The organism is Alteribacter keqinensis (assembly GCF_003710255.1).
In the GTDB taxonomy this organism is placed as follows: Bacteria; Bacillota; Bacilli; order Bacillales; family Salisediminibacteriaceae; genus Alteribacter; species Alteribacter keqinensis.
The window spans coordinates 313632-334215 of record NZ_RHIB01000002.1; the positions used below are offsets into that span (position 1 = coordinate 313632).

The following is a 20584-nucleotide window of genomic DNA, read 5'->3' on the forward strand; positions in this document are numbered from 1 at the left end:
ACTCCGGATCCCCCCTTGCCTTCCTTTTATAGATCTAACAGTTCACGTAATTGTTTGTTATCTTCATCCTGCTGGTGAATAAATTCACCAAACTCTTCAGGTCCCATGTATCGGAGTGGAAGGCTGATGTTATCAGCCTGATTGATGTGTTCTTCAGATTCCATCGCTTCTTTAAACACTTCATGCAGGTAGTCGATAATTTCCGGATCTGTTCCAGCCGGAGCAACGATACCACGACCGGATGCACCAATGACATCGATATCATTCTCCATAAGTGTTGGAACATCCTCAAGCTCTTCCAGACGCTCATCCGTCATGGAAGCAAGAGCGATGATTTCACCGCTGTCAAGGTGAGCAGCAACTTCACTGATTTTAGCAACCCCCGCCATCACGTGACCGCCGCGAAGAGCTGTGACAAGTTCATTCGTTCCATCAAAAGGAACATGGTTTAACTCGATGCCCGCTTCATGTTCGAAATGAGCAGCAATGATGTGGTTTGAAGCACCGGTTCCATTATTGGCAACAGTAATTTTACCCGGGTTTTCTTCTGAATAATCTAAAAATTCTCCAAGTGTATCCAGCCCACTTTCAGGTTTCACTACCAAAACAGCCGGATCGTATACATGAAGCATGATTGGCTCAATATCATCAAGTCCGTATTCAGTCGGGCGTTCCTGTGGTAAAGATACAAAAGTCGGGAGGTTGATAAACCCAATTGTATAACCATCCGGATCTGCGCTTGTCATGTAGTTAAAACCCAGTTCTCCCCCGGCTCCTTCACGGTTTTGAACAACAAAGTTGTCTCCGTTTACCTGCTCTGCTGCTGAGACCAATACCCGAGCACCTACATCCGTACCTCCGCCAGCTGCATAGGCAACCACAACATCAATAGGTCGTTCAGGATAACCATCAGGCATCCCTTCTGAAGCCTCCGCTCCGTCTTCATTTCCTTCATTGTCCGCTTCTTCACCGTCACCGCACGCAGCGATTAATGTAAGCGATACCAAAAGAATAGATGTTAAAAATAATTTCAATTTTAATTTCATTCCCACTCACCCCTTATTAAATAAGATTTTGTTCATCTCTTGTAATCATGTTAATGTAAATCCATTCATTCCAACAAGAACAAAGAAAAGAGGAATAGATCCTGCAAAAATTGAACCATTGTATCAAAAAATGGTGCCGGGCACTGTGTGAAATCGTACACACAGTGCCCGGCACCATCAGCATTCAAAACGCATATAAATTCTCTCCCGGAATCCCTTCATTTTTCCAAAACGTTCTTTTTTCCTTTTGTATTCAGTGAAACCGAGTTTTTTGTACAACCGGTGTGCGTTCGTGTTTGTGTCCACTACTTCGAGAATGTATGTGCTGAAATGAAGGTGATCGATAACGTGATTAACCAAGGCTGATGCTACACCTTTCCCACGAGATTCACTGGTTGTAGCCACACATTCGATATAACCTGTGTCATCCGGGTAGTGCAAAGGTGGATGCAATTCCCGGCTCAGCATACTGTAAGCAAAGCTTCCTTTCAGAAACCCAAGAGCATCAACGATCTCCCGTTTGTTCACTTTCATTGCACGGGATTGATTTGTTGAGCAGGCAAGAATACCCACAACCTCCCCCTCCCACTCTGCAAGATAGTAAACATCTTCACAAAAAGCATGTCGTATGGCTTTTTGTAAAGTTGTACGGTCCTTCGAGAAAAAGGATAAATCCTTATAATAACCGTCTATAAAAACTGCAGCAGCCTCCTCACGTACGTCCCTTTCAAAATCATCCATTCTTTTAATTGTCACCTTTTCCATTTGCGCTCCCCCTTTACTTCTCTTTCAAGTTTACATGTGGGCTGCTTAAAAAAGACAGGTTTAGAAACGAATTTATACCCCGTGTTAAGAATGAATTAAAAAGGTGCCAGGCACTGTGAGAAGTCATACACAGTGCCTGGCACCTAATCAGGGCTTTTTCCACTTGTTTGATAGATTTGTAACTTTCTATAATGAATGTAATTCGTATACATGGAATATTTTTCTTCAGATTCTCCGGGCGGAAATCAACGTCCCACTTTCACAGAGCCTTGCATGCGTAAATAAGGAGGGGATTCAACATGAACTTACAGGCACTCCGTTACTTCGTGGAGGTCGCCCATTGTCTCAATTTCAGCAAGGCGGCAAAAAACCTCCATATTTCCCAGCCGGCATTAAGTCAGCAAATTACCATGCTGGAAGAGCATTTTAACTTTAAGCTGCTCATTAGAAATACGCGAAGTGTGACACTCACAAAAGAAGGGGCGTTTTTATACGAAAACCTCCAGCCCTCCTTTGAAAATATCGAAAGTACGCTTCATAGAATTGAAAAAACAGGCGCTATTCCACAGAGGACGATACGCATCGCTACCATTCCTTCTGCAGCGAGCAACTGGATTCCACCACTCCTTCATAAACTGCGTGAACGATTCGATGACCTTGAGTTTCACATACAGGAGACATCTTCGAAGCACGTTGTTGATCTTGTTAAGGGCAGAGACTACGACATTGGTTTTTTCCGCATGCCTGCTCATATCCGGCGAAAAACTGAGAACCAGTTAATGATACGGGAATTAACCAGCCACAGCGTAAAGCTTGTCGTCTCGGCCGCACACCCCCTTGCACGGCTTCAATCCATCAACCTTTATGAAGCAAGAAACGAGACATTTCTCCATTATGACCCGGACACTTCCTCCTCTTTACATACGACGCTGGAACAGGCGTGCCGGACTGCCGGATTTATTCCTAAAACGATGGGGATTGGACCTGAACTCCTGACTATTGCGAACCTGATCGCCAATGATATCGGTGTCACCCTTATGCCAACGGATATGATTGACCTGCTGCCGTCTCATCAAATAAGAGGCATCGACGTTAAAAATCAAGATCTGTCCAGCACCATCTCCATCGTCTGGAAACAATCCACCTCCATCCCCGAAATTACCTTTCATGCCCTTAACCTCCTTGAAGACCTCTCAACCCGTGTTCAAAGGACTTAACCCGAATGTAACCAGAGCCGGTGCACCAGGCATCGGCTCCGTTTTTTCTATTTATTTTCCCCGGCTTGGCCGGTTAATACCGATTGCCGCTCCATCTCTACGCTCATCGGCGACTCCGTAGTACATTCCGGCATCATAATTAATTTGCAGAGCCTGAACATTTCCTACGAGGTTGGGATTCGATTCAAACCTGTGTCCCAAATCAGTCATTTGTGCGCGAACATCCGCAGGAACGCCCTCTTCCCACCACGTTGCTGTCGTATGGGTATTGTAAATACGCGGTTCTTTGACTGCATCCTCAAGGTCCATTTCGTATTCGGCAATATTCAGGAACACTTGAAGTACAGCGGTAATGATTCTCGGACCACCCGGTGAGCCAAGAGTTGCCACCGGCTTTCCGTCTTCAAGAATCATCGTCGGTGTCATACTGCTTAACGGACGCTTGTTTGGCTGCACTTCATTCGCCCCGCCTGGTACAGCGTCAAAATCAGTAAGCTCGTTATTCAGCATAATTCCGTACCCATCAACCATAATACCGGAGCCGAATATCTGCTCGATCGTGCTCGTGTAGGAGACTACATTTCCCCAGCGGTCAGCTACTGTAAAGTGCGTTGTTTCACCTGGATTATTGTCCACATCGTGACCGGACGCATCAATTTCATAGTCTGCTGAACCTTCTTCATACGCCCATGGATCACCCGGCTCGATATCTGTCATTACGGAGTCAAGAGAAATCAGCGAACGTCTTTCTTCAATATAATCCGGATGTAGCAATCCATTTACCGGCACGTCTATAAATTCAGGGTCTCCTGCATAAGCCGCCCGATCGGCATAAGCAAGTCTCATCGTTTCCGAAAGGAGATGATATTTTTCAAAAGACCTTACTTCGTATTGACCCAGATCAAAATCCTCAAGGATCTTCAACATTTGAATTAAGAAGGTCCCTCCTGAGCTTGGCGGCGGCATACTGGCAATCGTGTAATCTTTGTAATTGCCAACAACCGGCTCGTCAATGGTCAGCTGATAGTTTGCAAGATCCTCAGTGGTCATGCTGCCCCCGAATTCCTGAACTGTGTCAGCAATGGCCTCAGCAATTTCACCGTGGTAAAAGGCATTAGCACCGTTGGAACGAATCTTCTTCAACGTATCCGCCAGATCTTCCTGAACCAGTACCTCGCCTTCCCCTACCGGCACTCCACCTGGTAAAAACACATCGGCTGCCGGGGTTAATGAGAGTTTTTCAGCATTGCCGGCAATGGCATCCGCCAGCTGCTTGTCTACTTCGAATCCCTTTTCAGCCAGCTGAACTGCTGGTGTCATTAACTGCTGGCGGTGTCTTGATCCCCAGCGGTCCAAGGCTTCTTCAAGTCCGAGAAGTGTCCCTGGCACACCTACAGAGGTACCATGCCTTACCCGTTCCTGAAAAGGAATGACATTGCCGTTTTCATCAAGGAACATATCCGGCGTTGCTCCTGCCGGTGCCCGTTCCCGGCTGTTGACGATTGTCACATCATCTTCATCCGCGTCGTACACCATCATAAACCCGCCGCCGCCAATTCCTGACATCATCGGCTCAACGACGTTCAAGGCAAATTGAATCGCTACCGCAGCATCAACAGCGTTTCCTCCTTTATTTAAAACATCAGCGCCCACCTGTGAAGCAATCGGGTGAGAGGTGGAAACCATCCCATCTGTACCCGTTGCAACCGAATCAATATCCCCGTCATATTTTTTCGCCGACGCATGAAACGGACTCATGGCTACCAGTAAGGCCATAACAGTCATAACCGAAATCATACGAATCCAATTTTTATGTCTCATTCAACCGCCTCCTAAAGAAGATTAGACTACTAAGTCACTAACCCAAGCGCAGACTCTACCTCCCATATGTAAGATAATTTTCTTACTTTTCAAAATAATAACACTATTTCCAGGCGTTCATTTATATCCATTACTAATAGATTCATAAGACAGACTTATATAAAAGACCTTGGAATCACATCACACAGCTCACAGATAAGACAAAGGTCTTCGACTCCCGACATAAAAAGAAAGAGTAGTAGAAAACATGCAGAAATGACCGGATCGTAGGACCTGGTGTTCTAGATGGTGCCTGTCACCACCCGAACTTTGTCGAAACCGTAGTCTTTTATTCGAAAAAAAAGAGTGCCAGGCACTGTGTGAAATATCAAACACAGTGCCTGGCACCCAGCAGTATTTTAAACCCCGACCTCAACTACAAGTACACCTTCTTTTACCGTGAACCCCTTTATCCTCCCCACCGGGATCCGCTCAACAATCGTGATCTGGTTCAAATCAATTCCGACCTCGCCTTTGTCGTAAGTAATATGAGGAGGCCTGTTGAAAATGCTTTTGTGAATCCACTTCATATTCAGGGGCTTCGTTTTTATCACATCGAAATAGACCGTGCGGCCGGTCGTTTCTGATGGCGCAAGTGTGATGGCACACGGGATGGATAGTCCCGCTTTCTTTACGCGGCCGCTAATCATGATTATTTCGTCTGTAATCGTTACCGCTTCAATAGTCACGTTCTTTACCTTCGTCCGTGTAAGTACGCCAAGCAGGAGGTCGTCTGATATAGGAACCGATACACGCTTGTCCAGAAGTTTGGAAAGACGACCGGAAATGATGTTCATATAGTTGTCCAACTTTGCCCTCCCACTTAAACCTCAACCTCATCCTTCTTCACCTTTTGAGGCTTAATTTTCTTGCCGTGGAAGAAGTAGGCTTCTGCTGATTTTCCGATCGAGTACGTCGCGGCGGCTGCCATGGACCCGGAGATGATCGAGCCGCCTACGGGGACGATTTTCACGAGCTGTCTTGCCCCTTCACGCAGACCAAACGCGGCTCCTACATTTACACCTACCGCAGCCAGGTATTCATACGCGGTTTTCTTCGATACTTCCCGTCCGGCCAAAGAACCGATAACCGTAATCATCAACAGCTGAAGCGGTGTGAGCACAGCGATATCCGAAAGAGGAATCGGCGTTGTTCCGACACCGCCGGAAATGGTCGTGAACCTCTTGATGATCGATGAAGACACCTTCTTTAACTGCTTGTCCCTCCGCTGGGCCTGGTAAAAATCCAGCTTCGCTTCCTCACCAATGTTATTTCCGATCAAGTCGGACAAAGTATCAATGTTCCACTCTTCGCCTTCCAGCGAACAGACCGGCACGATGCCCGCATACTGATTTCCTGTTGTTTCATAGCCATAGTAGGGAACGTTCTGGTTAAGCAGCGTTGCATTTACGTTCAAAATATCATCCGCCGCATAACTGAGGTTTTCCTGTAACAGAGCCGCTTTGTTCGCAAACTCTTCCGGCGGCCAGTGTCTCGGGTTACCAATGGTGTCCGCTTTATTTAAAATAAGTGAGGTCGGTGTTTTTACATTTTGTTCTTTATGAACCTCGTCCACAATCTCCTGATAGAGAGTCAGATCCTGGCTGAAGCTTCTGATTTCAGGAGCACTGACAACATGGAGAATAATGTCCGGCGAATACTGTTTCACCGATTCCTTCAGCATGGAAACGGCACTTTCCGGGATACCGCCATCAGGGTTCGTCGTCTCGAAAATCCCTCTCGTATCAACAATCTGCCATGTAGAATACTGTTCAGGAAATGTGATCAAATACGGGATCGATTCCGGAGTCTCCGGTTTCACATCACCTACAGGCGCAACCTCTTTACCGGCCAGCGCGTTAATTAATGAAGACTTCCCGTGCCCGCTTCTGCCCATCACAAGCATAACCGGCGGCCTGCTGTCATCCACCAGCTTTCTGATCTCCTCAATCGCCGGCCCCATGACCAGCTTCTTTAATGAATCTTTCGTTTCCGGATTCAGATTCCCCGAAAACGAATCAAACAAATCATCGATTAAACTCAATAGCTCTCTCGTTTTTTCTTTATCAATAGCCATAGACCTACCACCTTTACCAGATTTATAGAGCGATGTACCGAACAAGTGCAGAGCATTCTTCGTATCTGAAATTCACTCCTCTCAAACGTGCGAAAAGGCGTTGGATTGATTCACTGATTTTTGAAAAATGGAAGTGGGAATGGTCAGACGGAAAGTGTGTCTGTTGTGGTGGATGAAGGAAGGAAATTGCTGTAGTTCCTATCATTATACAGCAGGAGAGAGGTTAAGCAAGGGAATATCATCCTAGTTGGGGTGAAGCAGAAACGCGATTCTTTAGCTTTCTGAGAGGGGAGAAGCTGGTAGATCATCGATATTAAAGATATGACGGGTTTTTGTTGAGATTTGCCCTGTGAATATTAAGTTATGACGGATTTTTGTTAAGATAACCAGATCCCGATCCAATTAATTTCCAAAACACAGACAAAAAAGGTGCCAGGCACCATGTGAGTCACCCACAGCGCCTGGCGCCCAAAACGAATTTAATTCACTGCCAATGTCCGGTTCAAGTAAGCATGAACAAACCACTCCCCGATGGCAATGCCGGTGGCTGCTACGAGGGAAACACCGATAGCAATCATGCCTTCCCCATAGAAGAATGATCCAATTACCTGAACGACAAGGAAAGCAAGGCCAAAGTCCGATATTGTCGCCATCCAGTTGGACGACATTTTCAACACAAACAAGTCGACTGCTACAAAGCCTACGATTGTCAGGACACCTGTAAGAAGAAGGGTAGCAAGAAAACTGTACTGATAACCCAGAGAGAGTATAGGGAGAAGAACAGCAGCGATGATCACTGCCTTCAATAGAACGGTTTTTACGTAATGCATGATAGTGCCTCCTTTTGATGCCTCTTTTTCCAATACCGATATTTTTTACCAAATATCTGTATTTTATTTAAGGAGGAAGATTATTTTGCAACCTTGAGGAGGCGCTGAGGAGGGTGCCTGGCACCACCCGAACTTTGCCAGATTCATAGGTCTTATAAATGAAACTCTTTAAGCGGGGGAAAGAACTACTATTTCGACAAAATCCGGGCGGTGCCAGACCAGCAGACCCCACCACCCCTTGCGCTATCCAAAAATGAATACTATATTTATTTATGAATAGCATTAATTTTCGGAAAATGAAACCGTATTCATACATTCTTATAACCATTATCCTATTCAAAAACGAATACCCGGAGGTGCCATAAGCATGACGAGACCCATCCTGAACGACAGTGAACGTATTCTGCAGGCCTTAAAAGATGACCTGCTTGTAACCGACTGTAACGGAACGATTATGACGGTAAGTGAGGAGACAAAAAAGCTCTACGGCATAGAAGGCCGCAATGTGGTGGGGGAAACGGTGTACCAGCTTCAAAAGGAAGGGGTATTCACCCCTATCGTCACCCCTCTCGTACTTGAGAAAAGAGACCGGGTAAACGTCGTGCAGACAACAAGATACGGCAAAAAACTGCTCATTACCGGAGTCCCGGTCTTCGATGCAGACGGCAATGTCTGGAGGATTGCATCCTATTCCCACGACATTACTGAAATGGCCAATATGGAAACGCATCTAAAAGACATGCAGGATGAAATGAAGCGGGTTAAGCATGAACTCGATCAGCTGAGACTGAAAAGCAGCGGATACGGCGAGCTGTTTGCAGAATCACCGCCAATGAAAGCGTGTCTTGACACGGCTTCCCGGGTAGCCGCTGTGGATGTAAATGTCCTTCTCCTAGGCGAATCCGGTGTAGGGAAAACGCACCTTGCCAAAATGATCCATCAGAAAAGCCCGCGAAATAAAGGACCATTTATTGAAGTGAACTGCGGCTCCATTCCGGAATCTCTTTTTGAGGCTGAGTTTTTCGGGTATGAAGGCGGCGCATTTACCGGAGCAAGTAAAAAAGGAAAAGTCGGACTCGCTGAAACATCCGAAGGCGGCACTCTGTTTCTCGATGAAATCGGTGAACTCTCGCTCTCCCTTCAGGTCAAACTCCTGAAATTCATACAAGAAAAGCAATTTTACAGGGTAGGCGGCACAAAACCGAAATCATTGGATTTCCGCCTCATTGCAGCTACAAACCAGCCACTTCAGGACCTGGTTGTGGCTAAAGAATTCCGTGAAGATTTGTATTTCCGCCTTAGTGTTGTGCCGATCCACATCCCTCCTATGAGAGAACGACCTGAAGATCTTGCACCACTCATCAGCCATTTTCTCCACTTGTTTTCTGAAAAATACGAGAGGAAGAAAATGCTCGATGATGCTGTGATGCAAGAGCTTTACAAACAGGAATGGCAGGGAAATGTAAGGGAGCTCATGAACCTGATTGAACGTCTCGTAGTCACTTCCCATTCCCAGATAATTACCCATTCTGACCTGCCTCAGTCCTACCGTGACACCGTCAGTCCATTGGAAACAAGCTTTCAAGCTCCCCTCAGGCAGACACTTGATGGAGTGGAGGAACGCATTCTCCGCGATGCTAAAAAAAGATGGAAAACAACCGTTAAAATGGCTGAAGTATTGGGAATCAGCCAGCCATCAATCGTAAGAAAATTAAAAAAATACAGAATAAATGATTAGTTCTGGCACAGGTCTTGCATTAATTCTAGGGAAAGCGTTATGCGGCTCCAACCCTTACGCCAATCTAAGAAAGGTGCGTGACAGCCTTGAATGAACAAGCTCAGACAAAGAACACCTCGTACACCGCTGAAACGATGACGAAGACAAACAAGTTAAAATTCATCATTCCTTCCTTATTCGGTCTTCTACTCTTTCTTGTCCCTGTCCCTTTTACAGGACAATGGACGATCGGTGTCGGAATCCTGGCCGAGTTTTTCCTAGGCCTGTTTTCAGACGTCATTCCTCTGTTTATGTCTGCTATTCTTCTCATATCAATTGTGATGACGCTGATTGCGAGATTAGGAAAACCAGCATGGATAATGAACTCCCCTTTTCTGAAGTCCTTGTTTTACGTTGGAGGCTTCTGGCTTATTATGCGGATTCTGGGAGGCACTTTCGCCGTTATGGTGCTTCTGGAAGCCGGCCCGGCCTTTATTTGGGACGAGTTTACAGGGGGAACGGTTCTTTATGAACTGATTCCTGTTCTGACGACCTGGTTTTTCTTTGCAGGACTCATGATGCCGCTGCTGCTGGAATTCGGCCTGATGGACTATATCGGCACTGTTGTAAGAAAAGTGATGCGGCCTGTATTTAAGCTTCCGGGCCGATCGTCAATTGATGCCGTCGCATCCTGGATGGGAAGTGGTACTGTCGGCGTTCTCATTACAACAAAACAGTACGAAAGCGGGTATTACACCAAACGGGAGGCCGCCGTTATTGCTACAAATTTCTCTGTTGCCTCCATTGCCTTCAGTCTCGTTGTTATTTCCTTCATCGGCCTCGAGCACATGTTTGTCCAGTTCTACGTGACCGTAGTTGTTGCAGGTCTTCTGGCAGCGATCATCTGCCCGCGGATTCCGCCCCTTTCAAAAAAGAAAAACACGTACTTTGAAGAAGCCGGCCGGCAGATTTCAGAGGAAGTACCAACGGGCAAATCCCCGAACCAGTGGGCATTTGAAAAAGCTGTAGCAAAAGCTTCCGAAGTAAAAAGTGCTTCCCGCGTTATCCAGAGCGGCTTTCAGAACGTCATTGACATCTGGTTCGGTTTGATCCCTCTCGTCATGGCCCTTGGAACGATCGCTCTTGTTATCGCCGAATATACGAACTTTTTTGTATATCTTTCGTATCCGCTCGTTCCTCTTCTTGAACTGATGCGGATTCCGGAAGCACAGGCTGCAGCTCCTGCCATGATTGTCGGCTTTGCAGATATGTTTCTTCCGGCCGTTGTGGGAAGCGGCATTGAAAGCGAGCTGACCCGTTTTATCGTGGCAGCCCTCTCGCTTACACAGCTCGTATATATGTCTGAAATAGGTATCCTGCTTCTCCGTTCCAAAATTCCGCTCAACCTTCTTGACCTGATCATTATCTTTATTCAGCGTACGCTGATTACACTGCCAATCATTACATTGATGGCGCATCTCCTGTTCTTTTAACTTCTCTGAAAGGTGTGGTGTGTGATGACACAAGACTGGAACCATTTATCGAAAAACATTTCAAAAAGACTCGCTCCCTCCATGGCAAAGGACCACCCGAACCTCCCTGTTGTAAAAGAAGATGGCTGCTATTACTGGGGTGTGGACGGAAGAAAATATCTTGATTTCACTTCGGGCATCGCTGTCACAAACGTGGGACACCGGCACCCCAGAATTGTAGAAGCGATTAAAAATGCCGCAGATGAACTTACCCACGGTCCGATCGGGGTCATCCAGTATGAATCCATCCTCCGGCTCGCCGACGAATTGGCTGAAATCATGCCCGGGGAGATTGACTGCTTCTTTTTTGGCAACAGTGGAACAGAAGCGATTGAAGGGGCGTTGAAACTGGCAAGGTACGTAACGAAACGTCCATATATGATCTCATTTACCGGTTGTTTTCACGGCCGGACAATGGGATCACTCGGTGTATCCACCTCGAAGAGCAAATACCGGAAGCACCTTCAGACTGACGGCAACACGTACCAGATCTCGTACTACCGCCCTGAAAAATTCGAAGATGAAGACGGCACCATCCGGGAAAACGAAGCCATCGAAAAGCTGGAGGAAGACTTCGCTGCGCTTTTTAACCATCAGGTCTCCCCTGACGAAGTGGCCGGTGTGATCGTGGAACCGGTTCTCGGTGAAGGAGGGTATGTAATGCCGCCTGCTTCCTGGCTGAAGTCCATCAGAAAAATCTGCGACCGCCACGGCATGCTTCTGATTTTTGACGAAGTTCAGACCGGCTTCGGCAGGACAGGAAACTGGTTTGCCGCCCAGACCTTCGGGGTGACACCTGATATTATGGCTGTTGCCAAAGGCATCGCATCAGGCCTCCCACTCAGCGCCACAGCAGCCAGCCATAAACTCATGCAGCAGTGGCCTATGGGAAGCCATGCCACAACGTTCGGCGGTAATCCGATTGCGTGCAGTGCCGCCCTTGCCACCATTGAGATTATTAAAGACGAATCTCTTCTTGAAAACACAGTCAATGCCGGCGCACATGCCGTAAAGGAAATTGAAAAACTGAAACAGCGCCATTCTGTGATTAACAACGTTCGCAGTCTCGGGTTAATGATCGGCATCGAAATTGTTTCACCTTCCACAGGTAAACCGGATGGCGAAGCGGTCCTACGTATTCTTGACCTGGCCCTGGACGAAGGTGTGCTGTTCTACCTCTGCGGCAATGAAGGAGAAGTAATCCGGATGATTCCGCCCCTTACCGTAACGACGGAACAGATAGATGAAGGCCTGCGGGCACTCGACCGGGCATTGACACGTTTTGAAAAAGAACGGACAACCACTTGAGACGAAGTCATTTAAAGGAGGAAGCACGTTGATTAAATACCAGCCCAAAGACTCTTCACTCTCCCCCCGCTTCACCGGGGTGAGAACGTTTATGCGACTGGAAAACATCCAGACAACAAAGGACGTGGATTTTGCCGTTTTAGGCATTCCTTTCGATACTGCCGCTTCCAACCGCATCGGAGCCCGCTATGGACCACAGCATATCCGCGATGCCTCTGTGCTGTTAAGACCGTACAACCCTGATCAGGATGTGAATATTTTTGACTACTGCTCCGGTGTGGACTATGGAGATATTGACGTCATTCCCGGGAACATTCATCGGACCTACGACCAGATTACCGAAGGACTCAGGCCTTTATTGAACGATGACGTCATTCCTATTATCCTCGGCGGAGATCATTCCATTTCACTCGGCAGTCTGCGGGCTTTCGCTGCAAAATACGGCCCTGTCTCTCTCGTTCATTTTGACTCCCACGGAGATACATGGGATAACTATTACGGTGAAAAATACATGCACGGCACCCCGTTCCGCCGCGCCGTGGAGGAAGGACTGATTGATACCGCCCACTCCATTCAGGTAGGTATGCGGGGCCCGCTCTACGGACCCGGCTGTATTGAAGATGCCAGAGACCTTGGTTTTCAGGTCATTCCTATGCGGGAAGCAAGAAAACTCGGCCAGGAAGAAGTAAACAGACGCATTCACGCTCGGGTCGGAGACGCCAACCGCCCGGTGTTTGTAAGCTTTGACATCGATTTTGTCGATCCCGCATATGCCCCCGGCACCGGCACCCCGGAAGTGGCGGGCCCAACCAGCTTTGAAGCCCTCGAGTACGTGAGAAGTCTGGACGGACTGAACATCAAAGGATTCGATCTCGTAGAAGTCCTTCCAGCCTATGACTCCGGCGACATCACAGCCGGCCTCGCCTCCGCTGTCGCTTATGAAATGATCAGCCTTGTCGCATTAAAAAAGAAACACGGATAAATACAGGTGCCAGGTACTGTGTGAAACGAAAAACACAGTGCCTGATACCTTTATAACCTCGCCTTCGCATCTTCAAGCTGCATTTTCACTTCATCCGGAGCCGGTCCTCCGAGCAGAATCCTCACAGAAATAAACACCTCAGGATCAATCATCCGCCTATACGCTTTCTCTGATATATTCAGCTTCTTCCCGGTCTTTTCAACTACAACTTCTTTAAGAACGTCCCCCGCCCCAATGTCCACAGGCTTCATCACCCGCTTGCTAAAACACGCTACAAACGCTGTCGCTTCCATATCGTTCCTGCTGAATGCCATATGAAGGTTTCCCGCGACGTCTTTTCCTACCCGCTCATTCAGTTACTGCTCAATCATAAAAAACAGATCTTCACTGCCCGCCATACGCTTTATTAACCGACTAACTTCTTGTCCCACAGCATGGTAATATACGCCAGGTTGATTTCGAGAATATAACCGAGAAAATGGGTTCTTGTAAATTCATACTGAGGTGCGAGCACATGCCTGATATATAACTCCGATCTGGATTTCTTCACCGTTCACCCTCCGATATGCTTGTTGTTTTAAGAATATGAAAGTACTGAAGGATCGGTGTTCTTTGAATGAGTTGTCAAAGAAATAATAATTAAATCAAAAATAAGTCAATGGATCTCTAGGTCTTTTTTACAAAACTACTGATATCACCTGAATTTTCCTTATTCTAATCAAAGTTCACACCTTATAAGACTAAAGTTTTAGTATAATAGAATCATATAAACGTATTAGGAGTGAGTTAGATGGAGTATTGTACTGTCTGTGGTGTGAAACAGGAGGAGCAATCATCCTTTTGTACAGCCTGCGGAGCGAAAATGGAAAGTAATAATCAGACCGTTAACCCGGCACGTGCAGCTGCTGCCGTACCAAAAAGTACCGGCTTTTCTCAGGTAAGTAAGAGATCAAAGATTATAGCTGCCTCTTTAATTGGGTTGGCTCTTTTATTTACCGGTTTTTATCAGGTCGGGGCATCGATGAATGATCCAATGAAAAACGCACGGAGTTTTGTGGAGGCATTGGAGAACAATGACGCACAGTACATAAGCAAGCGCCTTGTCTCAAGTGATGAGTCACTTCACGTGGATGAAAAAAACATAGAGGGACTGCTGTCTTTTTTTGAGGACAATTATTATGAAAAAGAGTTTTTTTACACTTATTTGAATGACCAGATGGAGCATATCAATACAATCGAAGAAACAACGAATTTTGCAGTTGCAGACAGCGGATACCTTCCGGGCCACTCGTTCCTGACCTATGAAAAAACCGGACGATCGTTTCTCTTTTTCGATAGATATGAATTTGTACTCCACCCTGTCCCATTAACCGTACATTCAAACCACCACGATTTGACGCTTTACATAGACGGGGAAGAATTTGAGAATCCAGAATACGGGGATGGTGTCTATTATTTGGGTTCACTATTGCCTGGTTATTATGACATCGCCGGAAAGCTGGATACAGACCTTGTGCAGCTTGAGACCGAAGTAAGTACCGCCCATTTCTATGATGGATACATCGATCTTTATCTCGAGATGGAAGAAATTGATGTTTACTTTCCATTTGAAGGAGCTTCTCTTTATATCAATGGGAAAGATACCGGTAAAGTGATGAACGGGAACGATGATACTTATGGACCCGTATTACTCGACGGCTCCATGGACATGCACCTGGAAAAAGAATCTCCATTTGGGACACTCGTAACACCGCCTGTTACCCTGATGAATCATTATTATGAACTTTCTCTTGCCCTTAACGACGAATATCATAAGCCGGTCATTGACTCGTTGCATACGTACATGATGGAAAGAAGCAAAGGAGAAATGACACTTGATGCTGCAACGCTGAGTGCCGTTACCACCTCACACCAAGGAGAGTTCAACAATGTTATTCAGGATGTGAGAAACTACGGGGGCAGCAGTATGGCCTTCCTGACAGGAACCGTCTTTGACCTTCAGTCGTTCGACCTTACTTTTTATGAAGGAGACTGGTATGTTCATGTGGAGGTGGAAGAAGCCTGGGAAGTAAATACCGGCAATTCATCCTACCCGGACACCAGAACTAATGAGTATACACTCATGTATGATGAGGCAGATGAACAATGGCTCGTCCATGGTGTTTATTCAACTTACAGCCTGGACTATGCCAACACCGAGTCTTACTCATTTGACATTGATGAACAGGAGGCGTCTCTCGCAGAAGTGATTGAGCATTCTGATGAAGCCTTTGAAGTGTTGTTTGACGAATTCATCAGTGCGAACGTGTATGGAATTAATTACAGCGACTCTTCCAGGGTGGAAGAATACGTCGATCCGGAAGCGCCCGATTACTTAAAGGAAGTCGTCGATTACATTGACTATTTATACGGGAGAGGGGTTTCAGAAGACTTTCTGGGAGTGGAAATCGTTGAGGTAGATACAGAGGATAATATCCACTTTACCGTTACAACCGAGGAAGAATACGTGATTTATTACGAGGATGCCTCTGCAAAAGTAAAGTCATTTGAATCCAATTATTCTGTACGTTTTACGAGCAACGGCCTGAAAGTATCCAAACTGATTGATACAACAGAACTATCCAGTGAAGAGTATTAACCTTCAGCTCCCTTAAAGGGGGCTGTTTTTTTTGCAAAAAAAGCCCTGGAGTACCGTCTTATCCGGACTCCAGGACTGTGCATACAGCTTATAAAAACCAAAAGGAAGACGTGATCTCTTCAATCATCCGCTGTACCATGCTTGCAAGTGTAAGAATTGAGATGATCATTATCAGAACATTTGTCAGTACGATACCGTAAAAAGCATCCAGCCCGCCAGGCCCTTTTCGTTCAAAGGAAAACATGGTCCCGAAGAAAGTAAGTGGAATAAAGACCACACTCATAAGAGCAATGAAAACCCCGAGGAAATTGAGGGACAAAAGGGCAAGCACAAAGCCAAACATGGCAAGTGCGCCCGGAAAAACAAGCAGTGCTCCGTAACGAGCCAGCACATTTTTATATGTAGCTCCCACATTCATTAATTTCAATACTAACGTCATTACCCCTGCAAACAGAAAAAATGTAACCGTCAGAAGAAAAGCCGGAACGATGGCCCCTTCCCAAAATGAAACAAAACTGCCTATCAGGTTATACGAAGTTAAAGAATAAAAGACCGAAAACAGTAAGATAGAAATAATTCCATTTACAAACCCCGTCTCATCGGTTTGCTTTGCTGTCGTAAACGGCGCTTTTATTGCCGCTAATGCGAAAGCAAGATACATGCTTCCTACTTCTTTTCCTTGTTTCACATAGACATTGTCTTTAATGTCATTGCCGCTCGTCCCGGCTTGCACCGGCTCAGACGCTGCCGCTGTTTCATTTGATGCTGCCTGGACCTCTGCCGCAGTCCCGCACTTCCCGCAAAACTTGGTATGATCAGCCATTTGACTGCCACAACCTGAACAAAACATATGATAGCCCCCTATTATCGAATTAGACCTTAGTACCTAATCATATTTTACATATAAAGGGCTTTATTTACTACTAAATATCTATATTATATTTATTATTGAATAAAGTCTGTGTAAAATGGAATTTAATTGGTATTTATTAAGCTTACGGCGGACATTTGGTGGTATCAAGCTATCTTAGCAGAGTTGTCTATCTTACAGACCTTTTGCTGAACCTCGCCATTATATGTTGACATGCTCCACATTAAATAAACGTTTAATTAACCCTACACAGTCCGACAAACACATTTCCTTTTCGATCCCTAATCTACAAACTTCCCTTTCATATGACAGCCAACCTGCTACACTTAAAGCATCAAACCTACGGAGGTACCTATAAATGATCCATAAGCTAAAACTGGATTCCCGCTATCTTAGCGGATCCTTCGACCAAAACTACAAACCTGTTCACACAATCAATTCGGGGGATTCCCTTCACCTCACAACTCCCGATATCCAGTGGGGCTATTCGCCCAATGAAGACACACCAAAAACCTTCTATAAATCCAACCAACAGGAAGAAAAACCAGGTCACCCGATGATCGGACCGATTGCGGTTAACGGGGCTAAGGCAGGAAACGTTCTTGAAGTCCGCTTGAATGATATCGTTCCCGGGTGGTACGGGGAAAACTGGGCTGGCGGCGGACCATCATGGCAAAATCAAGCAGCCGGCATTTCAGAAGAGGAAAAAATTCAGCTCGACTGGCACTTGAACACTACCAACCTGACCGGCAGCTGCCAGATTGGCGACAGGTCTTTCCATGTAGGCTTAAGCCCTTTTATGGGACTCATGGGAACGTCCCCTAAAGAGCCCGGTACCCATGACACCCCTCCCCCCCGCTACTCGGGCGGGAACATTGACTGTAAAGAGCTGGTCAAAGGAAGCACACTTTATCTTCCGATTTCTGTAGACGATGCTCACTTCTACATTGGTGACGGGCATGCCTTGCAGGGGGACGGTGAAGTCTCCGGCACAGCCATCGAATGCCCGATGGACCACGTGGATGTGACGTTAACAGTAAGAGACGACATGACCCTAACCTCCCCACTGGCAAAAACACCATCAGGATGGGTCACCTTTGGTTTCAATGAAGATTTAAATGTTGCCACCGGAGAAGCACTAAGCTCCATGATTACTTTAATGGAGGAACAATACGGGATTAAAAAAACTGAAGCAATGGCAATTGCGAGTACAGTTGTGGACCTGCGCATTACACAGGTGGTGAACGGCGTTAAAGGGGTGCACGCGATGCTGGCACATGGGGCGTTACGGGGGTAGTTTTAATTTCGCTGTCATAAATAAGGTGCCAGTCACTGTGTAAAACGCTAAACACAGTGACTGGCATCAGCAATGTTATCCTACAAATTAGGTGGCCCGATTCTTGGGCTGTTTCTTGGAATTTCAGTGTCATAGAACTCAGGATCAATCTCATAGATTTCTCCTGTAGCAAGCCCCAGGAGCGTTTCATAAAGACCGATATACGTTTGCTGGATCAGCATTCCGCTTCCTTTTTGCCCTGTGTGGCCGTCCGGGTGCTGCTGTCCGCGTGTTTCATACAGCATGATTGCGGCATCATTTAATGAATAGCTTCCGAGAGCTGTACCAGGCAGGTTTACGTCAGGATAACGGGAAACCGCGCCAAATGGTGAATTTCCTTTTTGCAGAACCTGATAGACATGGGAGTTTACCTGCTTGGAAAGATTCAAGGACTCTTCACTCAGCTGGTACTCTTCTCCGCCGTAGGATATGACGTTATCTTCATCCACCACCTGTGCAATGAGCTGAAGCGTGTTCAGCCGGTCATCGTCCTCTGATACGACATTACTGTATCTGTGGTGGTGATCAATGAAAAGATCCGGCTGAAGCTCTTCAAACACATCACGGGATGCTCTCGCTTCAGGCGTTACATAAAAGCCAGGTTCTGAACCTAGGCCCGGCAAAAGACCAGCATCTTCTTCTGACAGTTCAAAAGACAGATCCGGGTGGAAATCACGGTTTACATCATACCCTAATTCTCCACTGGCCTGATCGGTTCCATGGTACCAAGGAGCCGGCGTATCCGCAGACAGCCCCCACTCTTCAGGCGTCCACTCCTGGAAGTTACGGCGCTGCTTGGACTGCCCTTGTTCCACTTCAATAATTTCCGCTCCATCAGGGTTCAACATCGGCAAAATCCAAACCGTTACATTATCCAGGATATCCCTGATGTCTCTGTTATTACTCATGGCAAGGTTATGAATCAGGCTAACTGCCGCTTCTGTACCTGCCTGCTCATCCCCGTGTATTTGTGTTTGCAAAAACACCTTGGGATTGTCAGAATCCGCATCCCCGAATTTGGCTACGTAAATCGGGTGGTCATACTTTGCAGAATGGCCTACAACCTCCAGCTCCATCCGGTTATCCCTGTCTCGCTCGTCAATCTGTTCCAGTTTTGTATGTAGCTCTTCAGGTGAAAGAAAACGCTCCAGCATAACCTGCTGCCCAGGCTTGATCCACGGACCGTTCGGTTTGGACTGAGGCTCAGCACCTGCACCCCCGGGCGTTACCATTGTAAATGCCATAACCGCTGCTAAACCAAGACCTATAAACTTTTTCATCAAACAACCTCCTTTTATTTTACTCCCTTAATTTTCGTATACCGAAATAATAGAGTCAACCAATTTCAGAAAAATAAGAAAATTAACCCAGCTGTATTTGTCTGGTAAAGGCGTTTTGTGTCACTTACTGCATATTCGCGTCTCTTTTTCCGGAATCATAGTTCATAAGTAATTAGCAACTTTAAACCATCGGCACTGACTCTAGTCTGAAAGGTATCACCCTCGAATATAGTAATTAAAAAGGATATGAGGTGAGATAAATGACCAAGGTAAGGGAGAAGTACATTCAGGCAGACTCAGGTGTGGAACTGTTTGTCCAGGAAGCAGGCAGCGGCGAGCCGATCGTGTTTATCCCGGGGTTTACGTTCACAACAGAAGTGTTCCAAAAGCAGCTGGAGCATTTCTCCAAAACAAACCGGGTCATCGTTATGGATCCGCGAAGTCATGGCCGCTCAACGGTGGTTCTTCACGGGAATGATTACGTTACTCACGGAACGGATCTTCATGCAGTACTTGAAGAACTAGATGTTAAAAATGCGGTTCTGGTGGGCTGGTCCTTTGGCTGTCTGACGGCCTGGGAGTATGTAAAACAGAATGGCTATGACAGGGTGAAGTCAATGGTTTTTGTTGATATGCCGCCTAAGTCGTTATCGACCAGCGCAGCAGACTGGGTAGAAGGCTCGCTGGATGATATTTCAGGTATCTACAATGTATACCTGAGGGATTCCAAAGGACAAAGGGACTTCATCACGAGCTACATAACCTCGGTGATGATTCAAAGAGAGCTCAGTGATGAGGAATTAACCTGGATTGTGGAACAGTCTTTGAAGACACCTTATTATATTGCCGGCAGCCTGTTTGCTTCAGGCATGTTCTCTGATTACCGAGAAGAAGCGAAAAAAGCGAGCAAAGCGGTGCCTACCTTAAACATCGTAGCAGAGCACTGGTCCGAAACTGCGGTCAACTATACGAACCAACTGACCCCGAAAACAAAAGTGGAAGTCCTGGGAGGGCATATGATGTTTTGGGAGCACAGTGATAAATTTAATGAGATTGTAGAGCGTTTTATTAAATAGAAAGTGCCAGGCACTTTGTGCGGTGCTGAACACAGTGCCTGACACCCTT

At 46.4% G+C, this 20584-nt stretch carries 18 protein-coding genes; 8 read left to right on the forward strand and 10 right to left on the reverse strand.

Going from position 1 to position 20584, the window contains the following annotated elements; translation table 11 throughout:
* Positions 1-26: 26 nt before the first annotated feature.
* Both EBO34_RS13020 and EBO34_RS13025 read right to left on the reverse strand, forming a co-directional pair.
* Positions 27-1046: a tripartite tricarboxylate transporter substrate binding protein gene (locus EBO34_RS13020; RefSeq protein WP_122899236.1), complete on the reverse strand. Its 1020-nt coding sequence runs from the start codon at positions 1044-1046 to the stop codon at positions 27-29.
* Between the two features lie 177 nt (positions 1047-1223).
* The gene (locus EBO34_RS13025) at positions 1224-1811 is read right to left on the reverse strand and encodes a GNAT family N-acetyltransferase (RefSeq protein ID WP_122899238.1); all 588 of its coding nucleotides are present in this window, start codon (positions 1809-1811) and stop codon (positions 1224-1226) included.
* A 299-nt stretch (positions 1812-2110) separates the two neighbouring features.
* Between EBO34_RS13025 and EBO34_RS13030 the strand changes: the two genes are divergently transcribed.
* On the forward strand, positions 2111-3028 hold the full coding sequence (locus tag EBO34_RS13030; RefSeq protein WP_122899240.1) for a LysR family transcriptional regulator: 918 nt from the start codon (positions 2111-2113) through the stop codon (positions 3026-3028).
* A gap of 51 nt (positions 3029-3079) precedes the next feature.
* Here EBO34_RS13030 and ggt read toward each other — a convergent pair whose 3' ends face one another.
* The 4 genes from ggt to EBO34_RS13050 form a co-directional block, all read right to left on the reverse strand.
* The gene (gene ggt / locus EBO34_RS13035; protein WP_122899242.1) at positions 3080-4849 is read right to left on the reverse strand and encodes a gamma-glutamyltransferase; all 1770 of its coding nucleotides are present in this window, start codon (positions 4847-4849) and stop codon (positions 3080-3082) included.
* A gap of 398 nt (positions 4850-5247) precedes the next feature.
* Positions 5248-5697, reverse strand: a complete 450-nt coding sequence (locus EBO34_RS13040; RefSeq protein ID WP_122899244.1) for a hypothetical protein — start codon at positions 5695-5697, stop codon at positions 5248-5250.
* Between the two features lie 14 nt (positions 5698-5711).
* Positions 5712-6965 carry a GTPase family protein gene (locus EBO34_RS13045; protein ID WP_122899246.1) on the reverse strand — a complete coding sequence of 418 codons (1254 nt, stop codon included), beginning with the start codon at positions 6963-6965 and terminating at the stop codon, positions 5712-5714.
* Between the two features lie 479 nt (positions 6966-7444).
* The gene (locus EBO34_RS13050) at positions 7445-7795 is read right to left on the reverse strand and encodes a DUF2512 family protein (protein WP_122899249.1); all 351 of its coding nucleotides are present in this window, start codon (positions 7793-7795) and stop codon (positions 7445-7447) included.
* 367 nt (positions 7796-8162) lie between these two features.
* Here EBO34_RS13050 and EBO34_RS13055 point away from each other — a divergent pair, with 367 nt between their 5' ends.
* From EBO34_RS13055 to speB, 4 genes are all read left to right on the forward strand, one after another.
* Positions 8163-9533, forward strand: coding sequence for a sigma-54 interaction domain-containing protein (locus tag EBO34_RS13055; RefSeq protein ID WP_122899250.1), 1371 nt, complete (start codon positions 8163-8165; stop codon positions 9531-9533).
* Positions 9534-9667: 134 nt separating this feature from the next.
* The gene (locus EBO34_RS13060; protein ID WP_122900084.1) at positions 9668-11005 is read left to right on the forward strand and encodes a YjiH family protein; all 1338 of its coding nucleotides are present in this window, start codon (positions 9668-9670) and stop codon (positions 11003-11005) included.
* A 24-nt stretch (positions 11006-11029) separates the two neighbouring features.
* Positions 11030-12352, forward strand: a complete 1323-nt coding sequence (locus EBO34_RS13065; protein WP_122899252.1) for an aspartate aminotransferase family protein — start codon at positions 11030-11032, stop codon at positions 12350-12352.
* Positions 12353-12443: 91 nt separating this feature from the next.
* Entirely contained in the window at positions 12444-13334 is an 891-nt protein-coding gene (gene speB, locus EBO34_RS13070; protein ID WP_122900086.1) for an agmatinase, read from the forward strand.
* A gap of 50 nt (positions 13335-13384) precedes the next feature.
* Here speB and EBO34_RS13075 read toward each other — a convergent pair whose 3' ends face one another.
* Together EBO34_RS13075 and EBO34_RS20735 are read right to left on the reverse strand one after the other, a co-directional pair.
* Complete coding sequence (locus EBO34_RS13075) at positions 13385-13648, reverse strand: hypothetical protein (protein WP_142996792.1); 264 nt, start codon at positions 13646-13648, stop codon at positions 13385-13387.
* A 92-nt stretch (positions 13649-13740) separates the two neighbouring features.
* On the reverse strand, positions 13741-13884 hold the full coding sequence (locus EBO34_RS20735) for a hypothetical protein (RefSeq protein ID WP_183163869.1): 144 nt from the start codon (positions 13882-13884) through the stop codon (positions 13741-13743).
* Positions 13885-14124: 240 nt separating this feature from the next.
* Here EBO34_RS20735 and EBO34_RS13080 point away from each other — a divergent pair, with 240 nt between their 5' ends.
* Positions 14125-15972 carry a zinc ribbon domain-containing protein gene (locus EBO34_RS13080; protein ID WP_122899256.1) on the forward strand — a complete coding sequence of 616 codons (1848 nt, stop codon included), beginning with the start codon at positions 14125-14127 and terminating at the stop codon, positions 15970-15972.
* A gap of 88 nt (positions 15973-16060) precedes the next feature.
* Here EBO34_RS13080 and EBO34_RS13085 read toward each other — a convergent pair whose 3' ends face one another.
* Positions 16061-16822, reverse strand: a complete 762-nt coding sequence (locus EBO34_RS13085) for a zinc ribbon domain-containing protein (protein WP_142996793.1) — start codon at positions 16820-16822, stop codon at positions 16061-16063.
* Between the two features lie 379 nt (positions 16823-17201).
* Here EBO34_RS13085 and EBO34_RS13090 point away from each other — a divergent pair, with 379 nt between their 5' ends.
* A complete protein-coding gene (locus tag EBO34_RS13090) occupies positions 17202-18140 on the forward strand; it encodes an acetamidase/formamidase family protein (RefSeq protein ID WP_122899260.1) in 939 nt (312 codons plus the stop codon).
* 80 nt (positions 18141-18220) lie between these two features.
* On the opposite strand, the gene EBO34_RS13095 is transcribed toward EBO34_RS13090, so the two are convergent.
* A complete protein-coding gene (locus tag EBO34_RS13095; protein ID WP_122899262.1) occupies positions 18221-19459 on the reverse strand; it encodes a M14 family zinc carboxypeptidase in 1239 nt (412 codons plus the stop codon).
* Between the two features lie 260 nt (positions 19460-19719).
* Between EBO34_RS13095 and EBO34_RS13100 the strand changes: the two genes are divergently transcribed.
* Positions 19720-20535: an alpha/beta fold hydrolase gene (locus EBO34_RS13100; RefSeq protein ID WP_122899264.1), complete on the forward strand. Its 816-nt coding sequence runs from the start codon at positions 19720-19722 to the stop codon at positions 20533-20535.
* Positions 20536-20584: the final 49 nt, after the last annotated feature.

Excerpts from the sequence above, each read along its gene's own strand:
- EBO34_RS13050 (WP_122899249.1), bottom strand. The coding sequence starts at position 7,795 with ATGCATTACGTAAAAACCGTTCTATTGAAGGCAGTGATCATCGCTGCT.
- EBO34_RS13020 (WP_122899236.1), bottom strand. The coding sequence starts at position 1,046 with ATGAAATTAAAATTGAAATTATTTTTAACATCTATTCTTTTGGTATCG.
- EBO34_RS13025 (WP_122899238.1), bottom strand. The coding sequence starts at position 1,811 with ATGGAAAAGGTGACAATTAAAAGAATGGATGATTTTGAAAGGGACGTA.
- EBO34_RS13065 (WP_122899252.1), top strand. The coding sequence starts at position 11,030 with ATGACACAAGACTGGAACCATTTATCGAAAAACATTTCAAAAAGACTC.
- EBO34_RS13090 (WP_122899260.1), top strand. The coding sequence starts at position 17,202 with ATGATCCATAAGCTAAAACTGGATTCCCGCTATCTTAGCGGATCCTTC.
- EBO34_RS13085 (WP_142996793.1), bottom strand. The coding sequence starts at position 16,822 with ATGTTTTGTTCAGGTTGTGGCAGTCAAATGGCTGATCATACCAAGTTT.
- EBO34_RS13055 (WP_122899250.1), top strand. The coding sequence starts at position 8,163 with ATGACGAGACCCATCCTGAACGACAGTGAACGTATTCTGCAGGCCTTA.
- speB (WP_122900086.1), top strand. The coding sequence starts at position 12,444 with ATGCGACTGGAAAACATCCAGACAACAAAGGACGTGGATTTTGCCGTT.
- ggt (WP_122899242.1), bottom strand. The coding sequence starts at position 4,849 with ATGAGACATAAAAATTGGATTCGTATGATTTCGGTTATGACTGTTATG.
- EBO34_RS13075 (WP_142996792.1), bottom strand. The coding sequence starts at position 13,648 with ATGGCATTCAGCAGGAACGATATGGAAGCGACAGCGTTTGTAGCGTGT.
- EBO34_RS13060 (WP_122900084.1), top strand. The coding sequence starts at position 9,668 with ATGACGAAGACAAACAAGTTAAAATTCATCATTCCTTCCTTATTCGGT.
- EBO34_RS13100 (WP_122899264.1), top strand. The coding sequence starts at position 19,720 with ATGACCAAGGTAAGGGAGAAGTACATTCAGGCAGACTCAGGTGTGGAA.
- EBO34_RS13095 (WP_122899262.1), bottom strand. The coding sequence starts at position 19,459 with ATGAAAAAGTTTATAGGTCTTGGTTTAGCAGCGGTTATGGCATTTACA.
- EBO34_RS13045 (WP_122899246.1), bottom strand. The coding sequence starts at position 6,965 with ATGGCTATTGATAAAGAAAAAACGAGAGAGCTATTGAGTTTAATCGAT.
- EBO34_RS13080 (WP_122899256.1), top strand. The coding sequence starts at position 14,125 with ATGGAGTATTGTACTGTCTGTGGTGTGAAACAGGAGGAGCAATCATCC.
- EBO34_RS13030 (WP_122899240.1), top strand. The coding sequence starts at position 2,111 with ATGAACTTACAGGCACTCCGTTACTTCGTGGAGGTCGCCCATTGTCTC.